At 42.1% G+C, this 21,608-nt stretch carries 17 protein-coding genes; 11 read left to right on the forward strand and 6 right to left on the reverse strand.

All coding sequences use genetic code 11. The features are described from left to right. Positions 1–47 precede the first annotated feature (47 nt). Positions 48–641: an RNA polymerase sigma factor gene (locus tag G7B18_RS12220; protein ID WP_164112585.1), complete on the reverse strand. Its 594-nt coding sequence runs from the start codon at positions 639–641 to the stop codon at positions 48–50. Between the two features lie 350 nt (positions 642–991). Here G7B18_RS12220 and G7B18_RS12225 point away from each other — a divergent pair, with 350 nt between their 5' ends. Then, on the forward strand, positions 992–1,417 hold the full coding sequence (locus G7B18_RS12225) for a nuclear transport factor 2 family protein (RefSeq protein ID WP_164122725.1): 426 nt from the start codon (positions 992–994) through the stop codon (positions 1,415–1,417). 419 nt (positions 1,418–1,836) lie between these two features. On the opposite strand, the gene G7B18_RS12230 is transcribed toward G7B18_RS12225, so the two are convergent. After that, positions 1,837–2,034, reverse strand: coding sequence for an Rpn family recombination-promoting nuclease/putative transposase (locus G7B18_RS12230; RefSeq protein ID WP_262886624.1), 198 nt, complete (start codon positions 2,032–2,034; stop codon positions 1,837–1,839). 146 nt (positions 2,035–2,180) lie between these two features. Between G7B18_RS12230 and G7B18_RS12235 the strand changes: the two genes are divergently transcribed. The 4 genes from G7B18_RS12235 (at position 2,181) to G7B18_RS12250 (ending at position 7,880) form a co-directional block, all read left to right on the forward strand. Then, positions 2,181–2,606 (forward strand): nuclear transport factor 2 family protein, encoded by a 426-nt coding sequence (locus tag G7B18_RS12235; protein WP_164122730.1) that lies wholly within the window; start codon positions 2,181–2,183, stop codon positions 2,604–2,606. A gap of 128 nt (positions 2,607–2,734) precedes the next feature. Next, positions 2,735–4,426, forward strand: coding sequence for a hypothetical protein (locus tag G7B18_RS12240; protein WP_164122732.1), 1,692 nt, complete (start codon positions 2,735–2,737; stop codon positions 4,424–4,426). Positions 4,427–4,436: 10 nt separating this feature from the next. Further along, positions 4,437–6,146, forward strand: a complete 1,710-nt coding sequence (locus G7B18_RS12245; protein WP_164122734.1) for an IPT/TIG domain-containing protein — start codon at positions 4,437–4,439, stop codon at positions 6,144–6,146. Between the two features lie 24 nt (positions 6,147–6,170). Then, entirely contained in the window at positions 6,171–7,880 is a 1,710-nt protein-coding gene (locus tag G7B18_RS12250; RefSeq protein WP_205601706.1) for an IPT/TIG domain-containing protein, read from the forward strand. Positions 7,881–7,992: 112 nt separating this feature from the next. Here G7B18_RS12250 and G7B18_RS12255 read toward each other — a convergent pair whose 3' ends face one another. Continuing rightward, the gene (locus G7B18_RS12255) at positions 7,993–9,000 is read right to left on the reverse strand and encodes a hypothetical protein (protein WP_164122737.1); all 1,008 of its coding nucleotides are present in this window, start codon (positions 8,998–9,000) and stop codon (positions 7,993–7,995) included. A 288-nt stretch (positions 9,001–9,288) separates the two neighbouring features. Between G7B18_RS12255 and G7B18_RS12260 the strand changes: the two genes are divergently transcribed. The 6 genes from G7B18_RS12260 (at position 9,289) to G7B18_RS12285 (ending at position 13,814) form a co-directional block, all read left to right on the forward strand. Then, entirely contained in the window at positions 9,289–9,672 is a 384-nt protein-coding gene (locus tag G7B18_RS12260) for a hypothetical protein (RefSeq protein ID WP_164112592.1), read from the forward strand. A gap of 244 nt (positions 9,673–9,916) precedes the next feature. After that, positions 9,917–11,017 (forward strand): hypothetical protein, encoded by a 1,101-nt coding sequence (locus G7B18_RS12265; protein WP_164122738.1) that lies wholly within the window; start codon positions 9,917–9,919, stop codon positions 11,015–11,017. A gap of 119 nt (positions 11,018–11,136) precedes the next feature. Then, positions 11,137–11,745: a hypothetical protein gene (locus G7B18_RS12270; protein WP_164122739.1), complete on the forward strand. Its 609-nt coding sequence runs from the start codon at positions 11,137–11,139 to the stop codon at positions 11,743–11,745. Beyond that, the gene (locus tag G7B18_RS12275) at positions 11,742–12,407 is read left to right on the forward strand and encodes a hypothetical protein (protein WP_164122741.1); all 666 of its coding nucleotides are present in this window, start codon (positions 11,742–11,744) and stop codon (positions 12,405–12,407) included. Before G7B18_RS12270 ends, G7B18_RS12275 begins: the two co-directional genes overlap by 4 nt. Before the next feature lie 318 nt (positions 12,408–12,725). Then, positions 12,726–13,319 carry a MauE/DoxX family redox-associated membrane protein gene (locus G7B18_RS12280; protein WP_164122743.1) on the forward strand — a complete coding sequence of 198 codons (594 nt, stop codon included), beginning with the start codon at positions 12,726–12,728 and terminating at the stop codon, positions 13,317–13,319. 159 nt (positions 13,320–13,478) lie between these two features. Then, on the forward strand, positions 13,479–13,814 hold the full coding sequence (locus G7B18_RS12285) for a hypothetical protein (RefSeq protein WP_164122745.1): 336 nt from the start codon (positions 13,479–13,481) through the stop codon (positions 13,812–13,814). Positions 13,815–13,873: 59 nt separating this feature from the next. Here the strand turns inward: G7B18_RS12285 and G7B18_RS12290 are convergent, their stop codons facing one another. The 3 genes from G7B18_RS12290 to G7B18_RS12300 are packed head-to-tail and all read right to left on the reverse strand — an operon-like array spanning position 13,874 to position 21,201. Next, complete coding sequence (locus tag G7B18_RS12290; protein ID WP_164122747.1) at positions 13,874–15,175, reverse strand: TlpA family protein disulfide reductase; 1,302 nt, start codon at positions 15,173–15,175, stop codon at positions 13,874–13,876. A 1-nt stretch (position 15,176) separates the two neighbouring features. Further along, the gene (locus G7B18_RS12295) at positions 15,177–16,559 is read right to left on the reverse strand and encodes a RagB/SusD family nutrient uptake outer membrane protein (protein ID WP_164122748.1); all 1,383 of its coding nucleotides are present in this window, start codon (positions 16,557–16,559) and stop codon (positions 15,177–15,179) included. A gap of 4 nt (positions 16,560–16,563) precedes the next feature. Further along, positions 16,564–21,201, reverse strand: coding sequence for a SusC/RagA family TonB-linked outer membrane protein (locus G7B18_RS12300; protein WP_164122750.1), 4,638 nt, complete (start codon positions 21,199–21,201; stop codon positions 16,564–16,566). Positions 21,202–21,608 lie beyond the last annotated feature (407 nt).

The following is a 21,608-nucleotide window of genomic DNA, read 5'->3' on the forward strand; positions in this document are numbered from 1 at the left end:
TAAACAATCTTTGACAAATTTCTGGGTACAAAAAAATAAATAAATTATTAAATAAATGTAGCCGGCAAGAACAACGCAAACCAAACCAGGGTAAAAAGTTCCGGATCATCCTTAATACGATCTTTGAGAAATTGATTGGCACGTTTGATATGCGTATGTACCGTATGGATGGATAGTTTTAATTCGACAGCAATTTCTTCATACGATTTGCCATCCATCTTAAACATCGTAAAAATCTCCTTTTGTCTACGAGGCATTTCATCGATAATACGATGTAATCCTTCGCTTCTCTCCTTTTTAAAGAAGCTGGATTCTATCTGTTCGTATCCAGCCGCTAAGATTGGGAATAGATAAGCGCGGTATCGGGAGTCGTGACTTGCCTTGCGGAATATATTATATGCTTTGTTACTGGCGATCTTATTTATATAAGCATAAATGGATTGGTCTGGCTTGATACTGGCCCGCTGCTCCCACAGGACCAAAAAAGTATCCTGTGCCACTTCTTTTGCCAGATCGGAAGACTTGAGGAGCTTTAAAAGGTTGCCTATCAACTGGTGGTGTAGCGTTTGATAAAGCGATTCAAAAGCATCATAATCCCCATCCCTTAATCTTTCCAATAGACTCTCTATATCAGCACTCATATATTACAACTTATTAAACCTTAGGTTAATTAATACGAAGAAAAGAAATAAATGGGAGATTATCAACCATGATAAAGAAGTTACCGACTTCCCGGCCAGGTCGATCTCTTATCAGAGCATAAAAATGAAACAAGCTTTTCTTTTGGCCTTTTAGATTGTACATAAACTCCGCACCCCGCACCAACGCAAGCATTAGCTTTTCACCGAAACAATCTCCAATTTCGCCGAAAAATAAAATCATTTGGTCGAAAGGCCATTTCCTATCTGCGTATACTGCCCTACTTTTGAATCAACAATAACGACAAGAGTTAAATAACAATAGAACAACCACTAAAAAACAAATTACTCAGATGAAAACTACTATCGCCACCATCGCCACTGTATTCACATTAGCATTCGGATTTAATGCTTCGGCCAAAGAAACCGTAAATCCGTTAAAAGATTTTAGTGCTAAAAAAATAGCACTCGTCTATGTAGAAGCATTGACTACCGGAAATATTGATTATAACAAGCACCTGTTCACATCCGATTTTGCGTATCGTAATACAGCGAATAAGGAAGTAACTTCACGCTCCGCATATATAAGTTTCTTAAAAGCCAACAAAGGTTTGAAGTACAACTGTACTACTACATACGACATTTTGGATCAGGCTGGTAACAGCTGTATAGCTAAAGCTACGATGAAGTTTGATAACTTCACTCGTATAGACTACATCACTATGCAACAGACCAAAGATGGCTGGAAAGTCAGCAAAGTGGTAACGACATATCTATAGACATTCAAGAAGCTTCAATAAACTGAAGCTTTTTGTTTCATGTAAAGCCTGCAGGAGTGCAGGCTTTTTAGTTTTAAATACTTATAAAGCAAAAGGGTTCAGACTTATCTGAACCCTTTCTAACTCGCTTACCCTATCCTTTTTTCCGTGTCTATGTTTCTTTTTTCAAATAAGCCCTATGCCTATTTTTTGCGGATATGATAATTAAGCATTTATTTTACATAAGGTATCTTCCACTTTAGGGGCTACCCGTTATGTGCTACTCTTTGGTATAATAACGCTGTGTATTTTATAATTATTTTGTTGATCTCTATTTTTCTTAAAAAATACTTTTGGTCTAAAGTTTTGTTACACAGCGGTGAACTAAATTTAAGGAAATAAAGCCAAAGTCCTCATAGAATATTTCGCCTGTCTCTCTGTTACATAGACAGATATCTATCCGCAACACCTACGTGCTCATTCTTATTATAATGTAGATCCTCGATTTGCTTACGCCCTCTAAAAAGAACATTTAGAAAGGCCAATAACAGATCTTTGTTCGCTTCCATACCGAAGATTCTTTTGAATAGGAACTTTTTTTTGAAAGGGTTCCAGCTGATAACGAAAGTTTCTTTCACCGCCTCTTTTACCGATTTCGCCGAAAAATAAAATCATTTGGTCGAAAGGCCATTTCCTATTTGCGTATACTGCCCTACTTTTGAATCAACAATAACGACAAGAGTTAAATAACAATAGAACAACCACTAAAAAACAAATTACTCAGATGAAAACTACTATCGCCACCATCGCCACTGTATTCACATTAGCATTCGGATTTAATGCCTCGGCAGCAGAAACCGCTAATCCACTTAAGAAGTTAGACAGCAAAGAAATTGCACTCACTTACCTTCAGACCATCGCTACAGGCAATACGCAATACAACAAATTCCTCTATACTTCAGATTTTGAATACGCCAACGCTGTAAATAACCAGACATCCAACCGCTCCGAGTACCTTGCATTTCTAAAAGCCAACAAAGGTTTAAAATATAACTGTGAGACGACCTACGAGATCATGGATCAAGCAGGTACCACTGCCATAGGAAAGGCAACGATGAAGTTTGATAACTTCACCCGTATAGACTACATCACTATGCAACAGACCAAAGATGGCTGGAAAGTCAGCAAAGTGGTAACGACCTACCCATAGGAACTGGGTAATTTTTGTTTCAGAGACCCGCAGGAGTGCGGGTCTTTTTGTTTTGTATTTGTAAAAAGTACAATACGGCATGCAAATTAAATTGTATATTCGTACGATTATTAACTGAAAACGCCATTATGAGTAAGTATTTTGCCTTATTTGTTGTACCCTTATTTTTAGCGCTCTTGTTTTCCTGTGAAAAAGTAGATAATTTTCAACCAGAGGACACAAAAAAAAGTCAAACAGAAATTCAAGGCATAGAATATATCGCTGCAGACCATATCAATCTGATCGCCAATGTAAGCTATGTTAAGGATGAAAATGTAAAAGACCACGGGTTTAACATAGCTTACTATAACGATACCGTTTCTCATTCGCAAAACTATTCGTTGGGTACCAAGCTGGTTTCGGGCAGGGTCACCTACCCGCTCAAGGGCAATCTGACGGTACTCCTCAAAAATGGGTTTCAATTCAGCTACTATTATACCATCGGCGATAGTACATTCCGTTCTTCTACAGTTTCTTTTTATCCTGTGCAGCAGCCCAAGTTTAAGGTACATCCTGGCCAGGGCTTATTCCAGGTATTACCGGGCGACGAGATAACGGTAAAAGGAGATTTTCGGGGTATTCAAGGTAAATATTACTTACAGTTAGAAGATCAAGCAGGTACTATTCCATTTCAGATTAGTAATAACGAGAACAGTTTGACATTTAAAGTTAATGGAAATTTTATCAATAAAGCCGAATTACACGTTTTCTTGATACCACACCAACAACCCACAGGCTATCAGATCAGAGAATATTTAACCAAAGTCAATATCCTATCACGCCTAGGGCCACCAGCAAGCTACAATATAAGTTGGACAAATTACCTGAAATTACCCGTGCTATCGGGTGTAGGCTACAATACATCCGTGATCATAGGGAATCGAATCATTCCTTATTCCTCTAGTATCTTTGTAAGGGATTACATCCACTATCTTTCAGGTGACAGCTATCGACTAGGCTATTTTAATGGCCGTGACACGGTGATATTTCCACAGCCACTTCAGATCAAGAGGCCGGATGCCCATTCCATAACTTTTGATTCCCCCAGGGTGCACCCCAATGGCCATGTAAGGCTATCGGGCTTGCATAGTGCAGATATTTTTGGAGAAGTAAAATACGTTGTAAATGGCAGTCCTGTGACATTGAGGCCTTTCGATAATAATTCAAAATTTATCTTTCAGATCCCCGATCTTCCGGATGGCGTTTACGACCTCACCATTCAGAGCCCCAATTATGAAATCACCACCAAGAATAAGTTTCAGGTAGAGGCTTTCAAGCCCGATAATGTTACACAATATGGAACCAGTATAGGGAGCAAAGTCCAGGTCACGGGCAATTTTATAGCGAACGAGATGTATTACATTATTTTTGATAATTTCAGCACAGTAAGAGCATACGGCATAGCTACCGAAGGCCTATTGACCTTTAATATCCCTACACTCGCTGGCGGCAAACAAAGTTTCAGGATCGCAAGGGTCTTCAACAACAACTACTATACACATGACAAGCAGTTTACGATAGATGTTGCCGAACCAAGCTATACCGGATTCGCTCCCCACTCCGGCAAGATTGGATCCGTCGTGACCCTCAAAGGGGAGTCTATCAATTATGCTAATATCTATTTTGGAGACAAGCAGGTTAGCCCAATAGGCGGAAATCCGTTATTGAAAGAAGTGCAGATTGCGGTACCTTATGCGCAACCCGGTAAATACAAGATATCTGCCCGTATCGCGGACAAATGGTTAGAAGTATCCGATGTATTTGAGTTAATAATTCCTTAATCCGATGTTTATGATAAATCTGCATATAATAGACCGAAAGCCCTTTTTTATTTCTAATTTACTGGCTTTGTTGGTATTCAGCAGCGGCATTATAAGCTGCAATAAGGAGATTAATACCATTGCGTTGGATATCACACCGATCCAGATCAATAACGAAGGGCTGTTAAGCATTGACAAGGAAAAAGCCGTACTCACAGGTAGTATTGATCGGTTGAATGATGAGAAAGTAACCGATTACGGTATTCTTATTAAAGACGTCGAAAATCCATACAGCCAAGAGCAGGTCATCAGTATGGGAGACAACCCCAAGATAGGCGCATTTGAATATCGTTATGTGCCGCAAAGCGGCTTTTTGCTGGGCGAGCGCTTTCAATACCAGTTCTATCTTCGTACCGAAAAGGGATACTACAAAAGTCCTACTGCCTATGTTACGTACAGTGGTCTTAAGGTTACCTCTTCGCCAATGCAAATAGCCACTACCGGTGACACTATTCAATTAATGGGCGATTTCAATATGTTGGACAGCCGGTATACAGTCGGTATTGCCGATCTTGGCGTGAGCCGGCTGCCTATTACGCTAAATTCAGAAAAGACACAGCTTTCCTTTGTAGTCCCCCATACTAAAGGACACCACAACAGGGTTGTCGACATTAGTTTGAGCCGCTATGAAACTACCGCCTTTTATACCCAGAATTTAACAAAAATAAAACTTATCGGTAAGGTAGAAGCTCCCACAAAAACCCATTATTATTTCTATGATAACATTACTTTTTCAGGTATCGATCGAGACTTTTTCAATGACGGTAGTTTGCGTTTGATTATCAACGGCAAAATTATCCCCTACAAGAGCACTGTCTCTATTCAAAGTGTACTACCTATCACCGGAAATTTTAAAATGGGATATATCAATGGTCGTGACTCGGTTATATTTCCACAAGAATACAGCATTAACCGTCCTCAGGACGATCTGTTGAATCTTAAAACAGCAATATTGCATCCCGGACAATTGTTGAGTTTAGATTTTTCTGAACTATTTACCTACTTTTCACCTGTCATACCCGAAGTGACAATCGATCAACATTTAGTGCGCTTTAATGGTTCCAATAATTTAAATTTCACTTATGACACAGGCAAAATTCCTGTAGGCACCTATACTATAAATTTAAGTCATCCCAGCGGTGATTTCCAACTAAAGAATAAGCTTGAAGTGGTAGACTTCGACTTTACCGTGCCAACAGTATCGAAGGTACTTATGGGCGACAAGGTAGAGATCACCGGCAATTTTATATCCGGTCAGCAATATGTTATAAGCACCAGTAGCGACAACTACAGTAGACAAGTCGAGGCCGATGGAAATAAAGTGACATTCGAGGTAAGTAACCTAAGTGCTGGACTTAATTCGTTGAAGATCGGGTATAAATTCTCCTCTTCTGACTATCGGTATATAGATAAGATAATCAGCCTGGATGTCATTCCGCCCACTTTTGAATCATTTTATCCGTCAAAAGCTATGCCCGGCACCATCATTACGCTGAAAGGCAAGCGGATCAAATACGTTAACGGAATTTATGTCGGCGGTGTCGCTGTACAAGCTATTATGGCTACGGACGATGAGATTAAGTTCCCATTGCCTTCCTATATACCAAAGGGTAAAGTTCGTATTGGCTTATGGATAAGTGGTGAATTGATCACCTCCACAGAATATCTTGAAGTTTATTAACCCATGATGATAAAATATAATACCATGTTACGCTTATTTTCATACCTGTGTTTTACGGCTCTATTTATTTTAGGTGCCTGCAAGAAAGTCGAGAACCACTTAGAGCCCGTGGAGACAAAGCCCATCACATTTGAGGTACCTACACTTGAAGAGGTCAGCAAAGAAGGGTTCAAGATCACCTGCCAGGTACTCAGCCTCAATAGCGAGCCTGTCGAGGACTATGGCTTTGTTGTATATACAGCCTCTGGCAGCGGCAAGAAAGAAGAGAAAATATCGCTGGGCAAAAATCTAAAGGTGGAGAATATCCAGCACCATTACAAACCTTCAGGTGGATTTGTAAGTGGAGAAAATTATATGGTATATTTCTATGCGCAGACCAATAAGGGATACTACCGAAGCTTTAATGTACCCTTTAAAATCAATGCCAATATCAACGCCACCGTAGTGACTATTACTGCGCAGGCCGACGAACGTATTACCGTAATTGGTGATTTTAAAGAGGTGAATGATCAGTTCAGATTGAATTATTCGTACGGTGGCCAATCCGTTGAATACGAAATCAGTGCGGACAAAAAATCACTCACATTTAATGTTCCCAGAACGACATTTGCACACGGATCCAATGTGGATTTTTATCTGGCCAGGAATATAACCATGCCCGATTATGGCGGCAATTATTACAATGAAAGATACCCTATTGCCAAGATAAAGTTATTGGCCACTATAGACCCGATCAGCCAAGATCAGGTATTTGCCAACAGCACCATCACCTTGACCGGACAGAATTTGCCAAACCAGTATGATTCCAGCACAGACCTCATGTTGATCATCGGTACTCAAAAAGTACCTTATCGTAATCCATTGGTGTTGTCTGCTATAGAGGGATTAATCGGCACCGAATTCAAAGTAGGCTATTCCAGTGGTACGAAAGAAGTTATGTTGCCCAATCCATTAAAACTATTTGTTCCAAATGGCGAAGACATAACTTTTTCTAAACAGGTGATCCATCCGAGATCCACGTTGAGAGTCCAAGGGATTAAATTTTCACAATATTTCACGTACAGTCAATTGGTGCCCCAGCTAGCCGGAGTAACGATGCCCCTTACGAACTTTTACAATGATTATTTTGATATCAATGTGCCGGATTTGCCAAATGGACAGTATCCGCTCACGCTTAAGAGTTCCTTTTACAGCGCTTTGGAAAGCAAAAATAAGGTAGAAGTGCGCAAGTTGGTACTCAACAGTGTGGATAAACCCAGTGTTTATATAGGCGAAGACATCACTATCCGAGGTAGTTTTATTGATGGCGAGACGTATACCCTTCAAGTGGATAATACAACATCAAGCATCCAGAAAGCGCAAAATGGTGCCATTACCTTTGCAGCACCGTCTGTAGTTGCTGGAAAGCGTACGGTCAAAGTGGGCTACCTCGGAACAAATGGTTACCACAGTCAATTCGCAGAAAATAATTTGTCGCTTACTATAGAGAAGAGTCTCATAAGCGATGTCTCCCCACTGGAAGCTTATGTCGGCGATGTCATTACGGTAAAAGGAAAAGGACTAGGTCCTGTAAACAACGTCATGTTTGGCGGAACTTCCATCAATGTCATCAACAGAAGCACCGAAGGGTTTAAATTCATGATTCCTGCCTATATAACCAAAGGCAAGTTTAGAGTCACGGTACAGATCGGCGACGATTACATCCAGTCCGAGAATGCCATAGAGATCAAATAGATCAATAAGTTCGTCACACCGATCCCTAAGGGCTGGTGACGGGCAGAATGTCCTATTTAAAGACAAAAGGGTTCAGATTTAGCTGAACCCTTTCTAATTTTTTTACAATCCTCTACACCCTCACCTCTGCTACAGCGTCTTCCCAGCCATTTTCTTCCAGTTCGGGGATCTGTGCCAAGAAAGCCTTTACCTCTTCGGAGAGGCGGCGGCTTACGGTGAGCATCGCGGTGTTGTAGCGGTTGTCCGAGTGGAAAAGCACTTCGGCCACCCGCTCGTCCAGCTCCAGTCTGAGGAAGTTCGATATCGGGTAGCGTACGTACAGCATATTGATATAGCGCCCCCTTTCGATCTGTATAAACCAAGCACCTAGCGCCCATTCCGACAGCATCTTTTTGGCAAAATTTATCTGGTATTTTTCGCCGTTGGTCAGTACCGCAAAATAGCTGTTGTTTTCCTTCACGATAAATACTATGTCAAACAGCCGGATACACCAACTTCCCAATCGTATTGTCGAATCCATTTTCAGCCTCAGATCTGCCAGCAACATATGCGGCAGGCAGTAGGCCCGCCATCCTGCGGAGACTGTCCCGGGAGCCTCAACGGGTTTTTCGACCGCAATGTAGACAGCGCGCTCTACAAGCACTTCTACCCGAATCTCTTTGACTTTAAACAAACTATACTGCGGAAAGTAATAAAAGAACAGCACAGTAGCCAGTACCGGGATGAGCAGAAAGATAAAATCTGTCCTCCAATATACCGGGGCGACCAATTCGTCCCAAAAATTTACCGGTGCAGGGCTGGCCAGGGCGACTCCTGCATGTAGAAACAAGCGGTGTACAAAGACCACCGACAGGGTAGCGCTTAGCAGGTAGAGCAGTGTAGCGCTGCGATTTCCGATCTTCTGTTTGATGGTGTCACTACCCAGCAGCCAATAATAAAACACGCTGATACCATAGATATAGCCTATTACCAACAGGACGGTCACGAAATATACAATACCAAAATTATAGTCGGCTACGCGCTCCATCGGATCGAGTATCTTGTCTGATATATTGATCAGATAGGCAGTAAGCATGCTCCATACCAAGAGCAGCGAATACTTGATAAGTTTTACTTGCATAATGGTCAATAATAGCTGTCGTTTACATGGGTACCGTACGCCCTACGCGCAACGTAAAAGCAATTTAAGAAATTTATTTAACTTTTTTTTACCAATCAATTAAATCGCAGCGTATGCCACTGCCATCATTTGTGACCAAGTCCTTTCGGTAAGGCCTTCTATACAAGGCTTCTGAGCGGCTTTTATCATTCAGTTTGTACAAATGATGTACAAATGGGATTTTCAACAGCCGATTCCTTGGGATATGCCTCCGCGCGCTCTAAATTTGAGTAACCAAACAACACAGCTATGCAAGAACAATTTGACACCCTTGGGTTTTCAAAGGTGGAAACCCGATTATTGAGCCTGTCGGCGAGCGGCCGCAGGCTAGAGACCGACTATCTCCGGGCTAAGCCGGTGGAATGGATCGACGAGAATTTTATACTCGATACGCAGGAGTACGATCAACTGCAATCGATAGATCCCATATTCTTACAGCGCATGGCCACGGCCGTGGCCGACAGCTGGGATCAGGGCCAGTTGGTGAGTTTTTACAAAGAGAGCCCACCCCAAGACGGAGCGGATAGCCCCAAGGACATTATCTTTTCGCGTCAGGCGACGCAGAGCCTCACCGTTGGCGAAGAAGCCACGGGACCGCTCGATCAAGTCGCTATATGGATACGGTACCGGTAGCGGGCCGAAGGACAGGGTAATAGACCGTGTCGTCCTCCCGACCGAAGCGTAGGGATCGAGAAACCATACATTAATCCTATACAGAAAACGTCACCGCTCCAGCAGGTCGAGGTGACGTTTACTGGCATTAGACGCGCCATGTGTCTGATAAAAAAATAACCGTTCACAATGACCGCTATTTATTACTTTTTAGACAGCACCATTACGGACAAAATCTGGAAACCAATAAAATCTTCCTTTATTTATGATAGCTACACTTACACCTTTACAAGCAGCCGTCGAGCAGCATTTGATGGCAAGAGGCAGCGACCATCCGAGGCCAGAGCGCTCCATCGACGGGCTATGCACCCAGGTCCTTTCCGATATGACTGTGCAATTCCGACAGATCAATACCCCCGAGATGGCCAGTCCGGTCATCAATCAATGCTATATCGCCATCAGCAACTTGCTGGATCAGCTTTGGTGCGCCCCCAGTCTGTTACCCGCTTTCCAAACCGTTGAAAAGTTATATTTCAGTTTTGAACGGTCTTTCGGCTTCTATATACAGCCCGGCAGTACGCCCCCCTTGTTTCTACAGCAGCAATTGTCCGAAGAGATAAAAGGGCGGCTTCCGGCCATCAGCAGCAAACTCGTGAAGAAAGCGATCCCCGAGAGTTATATCCTGGAGTTAAAATATGCGCTAAAGAGTCTTTTAAATCCCAACAAGCAGCCACATTGCTGTTATGCCCATCTGCGCTACATTCCGAAACTACTGGATGGGCTGCAGGCAATAGCCCATGACGAAAGGGACAAAGTCTGGACAGACCGCTATGTATACCTGATGATCCGTTATAACTTTAACTATCCGGGCTTCTTCAACCGTTGGAGCGAACAGTTGACAAAAGCCCTCAAGCAGCTAGATACATTTCACGCGAAGGAACGGTATTTATTCCATATCGAGCATGAGCTGCATCTCAGCTATCACAGCAGCGATCTTTGTTTCAATATGCACCAGGAATGCTTGCTCGAGCAGATGCTGCTGTATGTCCGCAGCATCCTCGAAAAACTCGGAGATAGCCACAAAGACATGGCGCTCGAAGAAGACACTGCGCTATTGACAAAACTCAACGGGGATGAATTGAATCTCCTTTTCTATTACTTCTACAAAGCCAAGATCTTCGATTATCCCAGTAAGCGAGAAGCCGCCAAAGCCTTTTCAACATTTATCTATAGCAAGACGAACCGTAAAATTTCCTACAAGACACTGGAGAAATTTGAGAAGAGCAACCTGGCCGGATCGGCCATCAAAGTAAGACGTTTGCTGAAATCAGTAGTCGAGGCCATAGACCGGGATTTCAGGGGCTAGGTACCGTATGCTGTGGTCTTCCAAAACAGAAAAGCCTTGTAGTCAATAAATTAAAATTGTACCTTTAGTATCGTATACCGATTTGTACGAAGATCCTATTGTTACCAAATTATTTTACGATGGAAAAACACTTATCAAAAATAGCCGCTAGTGTACAGCTGTATATCACCCGCATGGCGGTCGTCAAGCAGACCAATAAAGAAATCCTGGCCCTCGCGCGCGCAGCAAATAAAAAGCATGGTGTTTTTCTGAACGCGCTTAACCTGGTAAAGGCACCTTTGGTGGCATACCGTAACGCTTTAAGCCCTACGCTGGTCAAAGCGGACATCGACATCCGTATAGAAACCTGGGAGCACACTTCCATTATCCTGAGTAAAACGAATAGACCCCAAGACCTGATCTTATTCGCCATAGCTTCCAAAAAGGCGGCACAGCTAGCGCGATGGCGACATTGTGGTTTTTTGGCCATCTGGGGAGACTATGCAAAAGGCCAGGTTCACGTTTACGAATATGCGGACGAGATCGATAGAGAAAACCCTAAGAACAACCGTATTCAGCGGAATGAATTCCCCAAATATTCCCGTCACCTACACACGTTCGCTATCGCGCATTTCGACTTCGACAAGGTGAAGCCCATGATCACAGCATACTTATCCAAAGAACTTAATTACCTCATGAAAAAATACAATCCCGGCCAAATCATGGAATTCATAAATTCAATATCATGAAAAATTTATCAGCACACACCGAATCCCTCTTGGCCAAGTATAGATCATGTAAAGAACTTTTCCAGGAAGCCAAAGAGAAGGACAACAGCAAATCCTGTAAACGTAAAATACCTCCCGAATTATTTCACGAAAAATTCCTTGCGATAACTGCCCAGATAGAATCGTACCGCAATCTTTTAAGTAGCTTAATGAGCAAGGCCCGTATCGAGGTATATATACAGCGCCCGGAAACCAGATTGGGAAGGACAGCCGTCCGCGTGGTGCAGAATTCTCTTCTGGACAAAAATAGCTTAATCTTTGCCATCCTTAATGGTGAAGACCTTTTCTTCAATAAAATAACCTGCAATTTTCTGGCCTTTTGCGGCGATCCCGACACGAGCCATATCCATGTGTACGAATACAGCGAACCCCTCCTTTCGACGGATATTAAGTCGCTGATCATGCGGCGCAACGCCTTTAAGGAGCATGCCCAGCATTTGACCCTCGATCATATCGACAAGTTCGACTTTGAGGAAATAATTCCTTACATCGAGCGCTACGTGGAGAAACAGCTCGATTTTATGCTTGCTTGTGTGGGACATCCTAAGCGAGAAACTTTTGATTATTGGCTTTATTACCGTGCGTTCCTTGATCCGTATAAGCTGTTTGGTAAAAGCACTTGAAATATCCATGGAATACGCATAAATACCGCATTTTTTTGAAAATAAGGGGGTGTACACCCTTTCACACCCCGTCAGCGGTCCCTGTAAGCGCCTTTAAAAGTGCGATTCTGCTCTGTAAACTGTATTTCTGTCGGGAAGCCCAAAAGCTGAAATAATCACCTTTTACCCACCCCAGCCCTCGTCCACCCCTCTCTATTAGCCAGAAACGGCATTCGCCCCTTCAGATTTTAACCCCTGACTCACCTCCTATTTGGTATACCTTTGGGTTTGAAGGTTAATAGGGTTATAACTCGATAACTCGATAACTCGATAAAAAAGATGAATAAGATAAATAGACATACTATTCTGAACGGCATCCGCCTTTTCCTGCTGTTATTCTGGCTGTATGTCGCTATGGATAAGCTATGGGACTGGGCGCTATTTCACGAAGCTCTGGTAAAGCAACCCTTTCCAGACTGGTGGGCTGACCTACTAGCATGGGGATTGCCGGCTGTTGAGTTACTGATCTTCTTGCTATTCCTGGGGCGACCTTTGAAAATAGAGAAAATCTTAATACGTAGGGCATACCAGCTATCTAGCGTATTACTGATCCTATTCACGGTATACATCGGATTAGGAGTGATAGGCCTATATGCGGAAAAGCCCTGTGGTTGCGCTTCGATATTCGCAGGAGTGCCCTGGGCATGGCATTTATTGATCAATCTTATGCTATTGGCATTATCGCTAGCGGGAGCCCTTCTGACAAAATCAAGCGGCGCAGCCGGAGCACCTAATGCATACAAGAGGCCGGTCAAATTGTTCCTGCTCTATATCCGGCAAATAGCCGTAGCCGTGTTCCTACTCCTGATTATTCGTTTCAATGTTTTTAAGCGACGCTTTGCCCTTTTCCCGGGTAGGCCGGTATGGGGATAAATTATGATACGTGGGGCTCCGCGTAAAACTTGCAAAAGAACACCCGAGGTATTAAAAAGACAGATACCCCTCGTAAAAGCAATGTATCTGTCAAAAATAAATAAATTAGAGTTTTTTGTGGGGGTAAACTTTTTTTAAGATTATAAAAAAGGCCTCGATATGAAAGCGATTTCATATATCAAGAAAAATAGCATGCTCCTTTTAGCAGGAGCAGCGGTTATAAGTTTTTCCAGCTTTAAAGCTGTTGAGAAATATTTGCAGACCAGTTACTATTGGTTTGAGTACGATGCGAGTGGTACAGCGATTCTGAACCAGACCAGCACACCAAGTCAAACTCCTAACCCGGCCATTCCGTGTGAAGGTAGAGATGTCAATTGTGCTCAGGCGTTCAGTTCCTATACCATGGTATCACCTGGTGTTTATGCACCAACACCAGGTTCTGAAGTGCTGGATGAAGATGGTAATCCACTTATTCTTCACAAAGACTTACAATAGCAAATACTATTAAAGGTCGTCAAGTGGGGGGCAGAACTATCTGCCCCTCTCTTTATCCATCATTCAATCATAATAACCTCTATTTCCCTTTTCTTCAAATCAATTATAAAGCCCGCCTCCTCTAGTGTATTGCACCATTCTTTAAAAGATAATGAGCTGTTAAAAATTAAATTTGTGGGTGCATCCTCAGGTAAAAAATCATTAATAACCATTATTGGTTCATCTGGAAAAAACAAATTACAGACTTTAGCAAGCTGGCCGACAGTTGTAACACGCGACTCATTTAAAGTATCTTTTATCTTTTCCATTTCAGTATTTGGCTTAGGAACATCTATTATTTCCAAAACCTCCATGTCGTGATTCTCCCTTCTCACACTGATATCAAAATAAGTCTCAAGCGTATTTAACACCAACTTTTTTCTTTTTATTAAATCAATTTCTACGTCAGACACAAGACGTATAGAAAAAAGATTATTCTCATCAGCTACAATTCTTTCTTTTCCTTGCCCCAAGTTCGATAGTTGCCTATAATCTAAATACTTACTTTTTATATGTTCAGCTATTATTAATCTTTTATTTCTTTCATCCTCTATAAAAATGCGATCATTTAGATTGTTGTAATCCAATAAATTATTTTTTATTAATTCATATAGCGTTTTATTTACGCTGTAATAAGTTTGTCTACCATCTACTTTCAATGGTATGCTTTCAGCAACCCTTTTTGATCGGTTAAAGCCCTCTATATTAACAGAAAGAAAATTCTCTGCTTTAAGGAGATCGTTTGTTTTAAATGAATTCTCTTGTATTTTTTGAAACTGTTCCCTGTCCAAAATGGCCAGTTTATTTAAGTTGTCCCTCTTTCCCACTAACACTTCACTTATAATATCTTGATTTATGGCGTCACTGCCTGTAGAAGCTAAAAAATTATTGTCTTCATCCAGCCAGATCACGTAAGGCATGCTATTGAATCTGAATACAGAGCGGAATAACGTATCTGCATATATGGTAGGAAGCTTGAATGCATACTTTCCTCCTTTAAGACGCTCAAACACCCGTTTGACACTTTCCAGATCATCGTTCGTTATTGCCATTACATTGATTTGATTTTTAAATTGTTGGCTCATTTTATGTAATTTAGGCATAGCAGTTAGACAGCTAGAACAGCCTTTATTCCAATAATCCAGAATAGTAAGTTTGCCTTTAAAATCTGTAATCTTGACGCTATGCGTGGAGCCGTTTGGATCAATGGCTTGATAAGTGACATTACGCCAGTCGACTGGCGGTTCTTTCAGCGAATCGCTTTGTGGATATACCATAAAGAAGCAGAACAGGCATGCTAATATTATTCCTAATATCTTCATTTTATTTGTTCTTAAGTTGAGGGTTGATATCCGTCACTGTGGACGGAATCGGGTAAACATATACATCACTATTCGGCAGTAATTCTATCTCCTTTCCGTTTACGGTACGCTTTAATACTTTTGCAAACTGCGGATTTAAATTCAACCGCTTCAAGTCCTGCCAGCGAAGCCCTCTCCATACGAGCTGCTTTCGCCGCTCTTCTAATATCCGTGCCAGCAGCTCATTTTTTTCAGTTATATGGTATGGTATATAGCTTGATTTTCCGTTTATTTTCTTCCATCTCGTTTGGAGAAGATCATTTAAATCCTTCAGTGCGGCATCGGAATCATCCAACCTTACTGCAGCTTCAGCCCTATTCAAATACAACTCATCATTAGCTAATCCAGCAAAAAAATAAGTCTGCGCATCGTAATTTCCATAAAACCGATAGGTGTTTTCTCTATTCGATTTTTTGAAAAATAGATATCGACGCATATCATCAATATGATAGGAGTTGTATAAATTTGAATCAATTCTCACTCTACTGCTACCAGGCTGCTGCATTGTAGCATTGAATATCACTTCCGCATTAAATCTTGGAAATGGATAATTGGTTGTTGTCGAATAATTGCTATAGTCCAATAACTCTTTATTGATAAAAAGGGCACTATCGGCATAAAGCTTCGCATTCTTATAATCCGATTTAGACAAACAAACTCTTGATAGCAGTGCATAGGCCGAGCGCTTGGATGGGCGGGTTTTATAAAGAGGTTCTTCCGGCAAAAGGGATATCGCCTTCGTTAGGTCACTCTCCATTAATGAATAAACCTCCTGTACAGATCCCATTCTTACCTTTTCATTAACATCCGATGAAAGCCGCAGTGGCAGTCCATTTGCTTCATTCGTGCTTTTGGGATCAAATATGGGTGCAAAAGTCATTGCAAGAGCATTATAAACAAAAGCGCGGTAAAAGAGCGCACTGCCTTTCACCTGATCATATTCGATCCTGTTTTGCACCGTTCGTTCTATTTTTTCCAACGTCTCTAGAATGAAATTGCACCGAAATGTTACTGCATATGGTCTATTATAATCAGGCAGTTGCATTCCCGGATAGGGGTCAGCGTGCCAGGTGTAAACATTCTTAATATCCTCTCTAATGGTATTGTTATAGTCTTTGTCGAGATACCATACATTGTCCGTTCCCAATTCTAAGATTCCTGGAAACAAAGGCGAATAGCCAAGTGCACCATTCATGGAAGCATCATGGTCCAATATAGCTTGCAGATGCGTTATTGAACTGGGCACAGCCAGTGAAGCATCAGGTTTTTCGTCCAGAAACTTCTCCTTGTTACATGCCCAAAAAGACATTGTAATTAAAAATGATATATATGTTAGTGTTTTCATTTCCTTATAGATTTGATATAAGACCAAAAGACCATTGGGCACCGGGTTTTGGTGAATTATTAAAATATGGATCTATCCCCTTGTTATTGGCTATCCACCATGTTTGGTTGCTCTTCAAAAAGAAGAAGCATTTAACTGATTTGAAAGGCAACTTGTTACTCTTGTTCAAGGGCAGGTCATAATCCAAACGAATATTCTCTAACCGAATATGATCACCACGCAGAATGTGAATATCTGCGTACTGATAGAACACATCTCTCGGTATATTTTGCGGATACACTAAAGAAGGCACGTCAGTAACACGCTCATCCCCTGTTTTTTGCCAGCGTACAGCGTAGTCACCATGACCCGTCCAGGATGTAAAAAGATTCGTATAGTTCAATGCCGGTTTTCTAATGACATATCCAGCCTTGTAGCTTAAAGCTATAGCCATACCTACTCCTTTATAGCGAAATGTATTGATCATCGACCCATATGTAGTAGGCTGTACACTGCCGTGGTACGTAAGATCCTCAAATGCGGTCTTTGCATAAATATTGGTGTAATCTTCGCTTTTCTCTGTCCCCAGCAAGCCTATTGGATTTCCGTTTTCAGGATTCAATCCTTCCCATTTTAATCCGTATAAAGCAAATACGGGTCTTCCAAGAACCGGGTTAACCATATTTCCTTTACCCAGATAAGTATTACCTGTAGTACTGACGGGCATATAATATGCTGATATTTTAGGGTTTGAATACCCATAGATAAATGATAAGTCCCAATCAAGGCTTCGGTCGATAATCTTGGCATTGACTTTAAAGTCCAAACCTTTTGCCTGCATTTTGGCCACATTGCCGAAAAATGTCGCCCGACCCAACGTGGGGTCTAGCGGGGACTCGCCAAGTAGATCTTCCGACACCTTGTCAAAGTAATCCACTGAAGCCTGAAATTTATTATTGCTAAAAGAAAAATCCAGCCCTAGATTTAATACATTTACCTTTTCCCATCGCAATGCATGGTTTGGAAATCCATTTAAACCAGCTGTTATTAGCGGGGTGGTATAAGCCGAACTAGCTAAGGTTATTGTAGGGATAGCCGAAACATTTCTAGCGATATTACCACTTTTACCATAGGTCGCCCGCAGAGCCAGTTTAGGTATTAGTGGCGAATGATAAAAAGCTTCCTCTGAAATATTCCATTTCGCCCCTAAAGACCATAGCGGTGTACCCTTTTGATTCGTCTGAAGACCAAAAAGGTTCGCTTCGTCCTTTCGCCCACTAAAAGAAAGGTGATACCGATTTCTGAACGTATATGCACCGTTAAAATAAAGGGAGATAAAATTATCTGTGGTCTTCTGAATCGTATTATTACTTATTATCTGTTGTTTAAGAAAACTGTTATTGTACAGTGTGTATTCGGTATCATAATTTATTCTTGGATCCACTCCGTAGAAATCTTCATTGTAACCATATTTACGATCGCCAGAGAAAAAAGTGACACTATTTCTGATCTCCCAACCGCCCAACAGGTATAATTCATGCGCATCATTCCACGTCTTATTCCAGTCAGCCTGTATCCTTCCCTGGTGCGATCTCCTCCTTCCCGAGGTTCTATCCCAAATTCCTTGCTGTGGCACGGGAAAGCTGAGTTTGCCATCCGAACCTTGCTGCGCAAATGAATTACTATATGCTCGGGCGTAGTATGATTCTGGTAGATAGATAGTATTGTTGTCGGATACCTGATCCTGAAATTGATACTTAACGCTGAACAGTATATCCCGATATGGTATTATCTGCATTCCGGTATTCAGCAGAATATCCCGTACGTTGGTTTCGGTTCTTCTGCGTTTGATTTCTTCCAGTGGACTATAAGACCAGTCAAGCCCTTTTTCCAGCATGGATTTTACATATGCCTCATTATTATCAAGGTAAAGTAGTGTGGGAGCTCCTGAATCATCTATTAACCTTGCATAAGGGTATATAGCTTTATTGCCGCCTAAGGTATTCGGAGCCTGCCCGTGGAGGCCGTATCCCTGATTGTTTCCCAAGAGCGACTTAGTGTTTGAAAATGCGAGAGCATTCTCTATCTTAAACCAGGTCGATAGATCATTACGCATGTTGAACCGAAGATTTAACCGACTACCTCCCTGCCCTACTACAGTGGATTTATTATTATCATAACCAGCCGAAAATATATAGTTACTTAAACCTATTTTTTGACCTAAATTGAAAGCATATTGCTGTTCGAATCCTATCCTATATAATTTCTGGATAATATCTTTGTTAACATCATATTGCTTATATTTCTCTATTTCCTGATCCACGTATTCCGTGTTTAAATCTCCATCGCGCTTTTTACGAAGCAGTTCGATGACCGGGGTAAATGGTGGATGGCCATAGTTCCATTCATCGTACTGTTCATCGTTGGCGTAATGTCCTTTCTCAAACAGAAATTTTTCCAAGTCAATGTAGTCTGTGCTTGATATTTGTGATATGGTCGAAAGATCTGGCTTATGTTGGATACCTAGCGTACTGTTAAATCCTATGGTTGGTCTATCCTGCTTTGCGATTTTCGTCGTGATAACGATAACCCCATTTCCTGCACGTGCCCCCCATATCGAAGCCGCGGCAGCGTCTTTCAGCACCGTGACCGATTCGATATCATTGAGATTGATATTGCCTATCTCGCCATCGTAAGGGAAACCATCGAGCACAATTAGGGGCTGTACATCCGCGTAGATGCTCGATCGGCCGCGAATCAGGAATTTGTCCGGCGCCCCTTCGTTCCTGTCGACAAGCAGGCCTGGCACCTGTAGCTCGATGCGGTCGATGATATTTCCACTGATCGTTTGGTTCAGGGCTTCATTATTCACAAAATCAAAACTCCCTGTTGCCCGCTCTTTCGGTATCTTCTGGTAGCCTGTCGAAACCACCTCAACTTCGTCTATTTCCTTGCTACCAGCCTGCAGCTGTATCTTTAAAAAAGTAGTTGTATTATCATAAGCAACACTTTGCTCTTTAAAACCTATATGTTTAATTATTAACGATCCATGCGATTTATCTATACCGATACTAAACACACCATTTGCACCTGTATGTACTGTCTTTTTGCCAGTACTTACCGTGGCTCCTTCGATAATCGCCCCATCGGCAGCCGAGCGAACCTCCCCCTGAAGTACATGCCCGGACCGCCCGTAGGTCCCGAGTTCACCTCGGGAGACCTGAGCGACCGCCTGTGTAAACACAAGCGTACTAAACAACACACAGAATAAGGCTATAAGCTGTAAGCTATAGGCCATAAGCATTTTAATATCCTCACCTCGACTCCCCCTCCCGTCATATCGCTGTGTCCCGATCCTAAATCGGGAACTGTAGCGGAGCGGAATGGAGGCATCTAAAAACCTTGCAAAACGATTGGCTTGTTTTAAAGCGATTTGCCGACCTCTATTTCCTTTTACAACGATAGACTCCACTTTGCCTCTAAACTCCTCACAGAGCAAGCGAAAACCCCTTAAAATCAATCGATTCATACGGAGGTTATCAACTAAAAAAGTTTTACCCTCCTTATGACTAACTACTTGCGACATACCACCATTCCTCCCCAAAGCTACCACAGACCTACTACAGGTTAGTAGCTCCGTAGTACCTCTTTGGTAGCTCTCTAGTACCTCTCCAGTACCTTTACCTCCACTATTCAGTACCTTTCCCGTACCTTTGCAGTACCTTTCGGGTATATTTTTGACGTTAGAAATAGGACTTTCTTGTCTTATCCTTGTCTCACGCTTGGGTATTTCTTGTATTGTTGCTAGTTCATCCTTAGTCCGTTGTAGGCTCGTTGCTAGTTCATCCTTAGTTGTTTGGTAGTTCATTCCTAGTTCAACCCTAGTTATAGGCTGGGTCAAGGCTAGTTCAACCTTAGTTCGGGCACCCTCCGGTTCGACAACTCTTCGAGCGCCCTTCGACTCTCCTTCGAGACCGCTTCGAGACTGGTTCGGGACTGCTTCGAGGCTCCTTCGGGTGGTCTTCGACAAGGCTTCGACTGCCCTTCGACGTACCGCCGAACAGGACTCGAACAACGGCCGAACAACAGCCGAACGTGTCTGCACCATGGTACGACCCAATCCCGGAGCCACACCGAACCAACCTGCTACCCTAGCCGAAGCGCTCTTAGTGCGTTGCCTAAGTATTAGCCAAGTATGCTCGAAGTAGTAACAGTGCGTTATGAGTGTAGTCAAAGACAATACATGACGACTACTTGTTGATAGACTTTTGGATGTTGAAATACTGGCTTTTGTCTTTATTGTAACTGGATCAGATCCGTACCTGCTCCGTACCAGCTTCGGAGTTTCATCAGCGTCGGAACACCTTTTTATCACAGTTTGATCACATGCACCCGATGAAAAGGTGTTAAACAGGTGATAAATGGATGATAAATTCATGTCGGACCGCCGAAGCAAAGGCGAAGCCAGTACGAACGTGGTACGAAGACTTCCCTTGTCTTCGCGACACCTAGCCTCCCTTACGTCATTGCGCTGCGTCCCGATTCTTCGGGAAACGTAGTGGAGGAATCTAAAAACATTTAGTTTTCTTTCACTCTGATGGATAAAATTCACTCGTCCAAAATCATTGGACAGTCCTTTTCCACCCCTAAAAAAATGTTTCATTCTTTAAGTTCATTAGTGTGACCTAATGAAGGCGGGCCTGAGAGCAACTTCTATCAATAACCAACCGTACCTAATCCTTGACTAGGTCACACGATTTAATAAAATAGTTAACTGAATATCAAGGATGTGCTGAATGGAAATTAAAGTAAAATAATCGGTTAATGATGCACACCGCAAGAAGTAGAAAAGTCATGATAAAATGACTAAGCATCCAAAGCTACTCTGGGGCTGAAATAATGTTTTTTTGTAGTTGTTTTCTCATAACTTGTTTATGTTATGAGTCTTGTTTGGAGGTAGCTATTGATACATGTGGGGCTACAAACCATGGCTAAGATTAAAGTTTCTGAGGCTTTACACGACACGGATTTACAGCAGCCCCACATCTACCAGATACGCAAATATAGCAT

Origin of the sequence: Sphingobacterium sp. xlx-130 (genome assembly GCF_011007405.1) — a bacterium.
In the GTDB taxonomy this organism is placed as follows: Bacteria; Bacteroidota; Bacteroidia; order Sphingobacteriales; family Sphingobacteriaceae; genus Sphingobacterium; species Sphingobacterium luzhongxinii.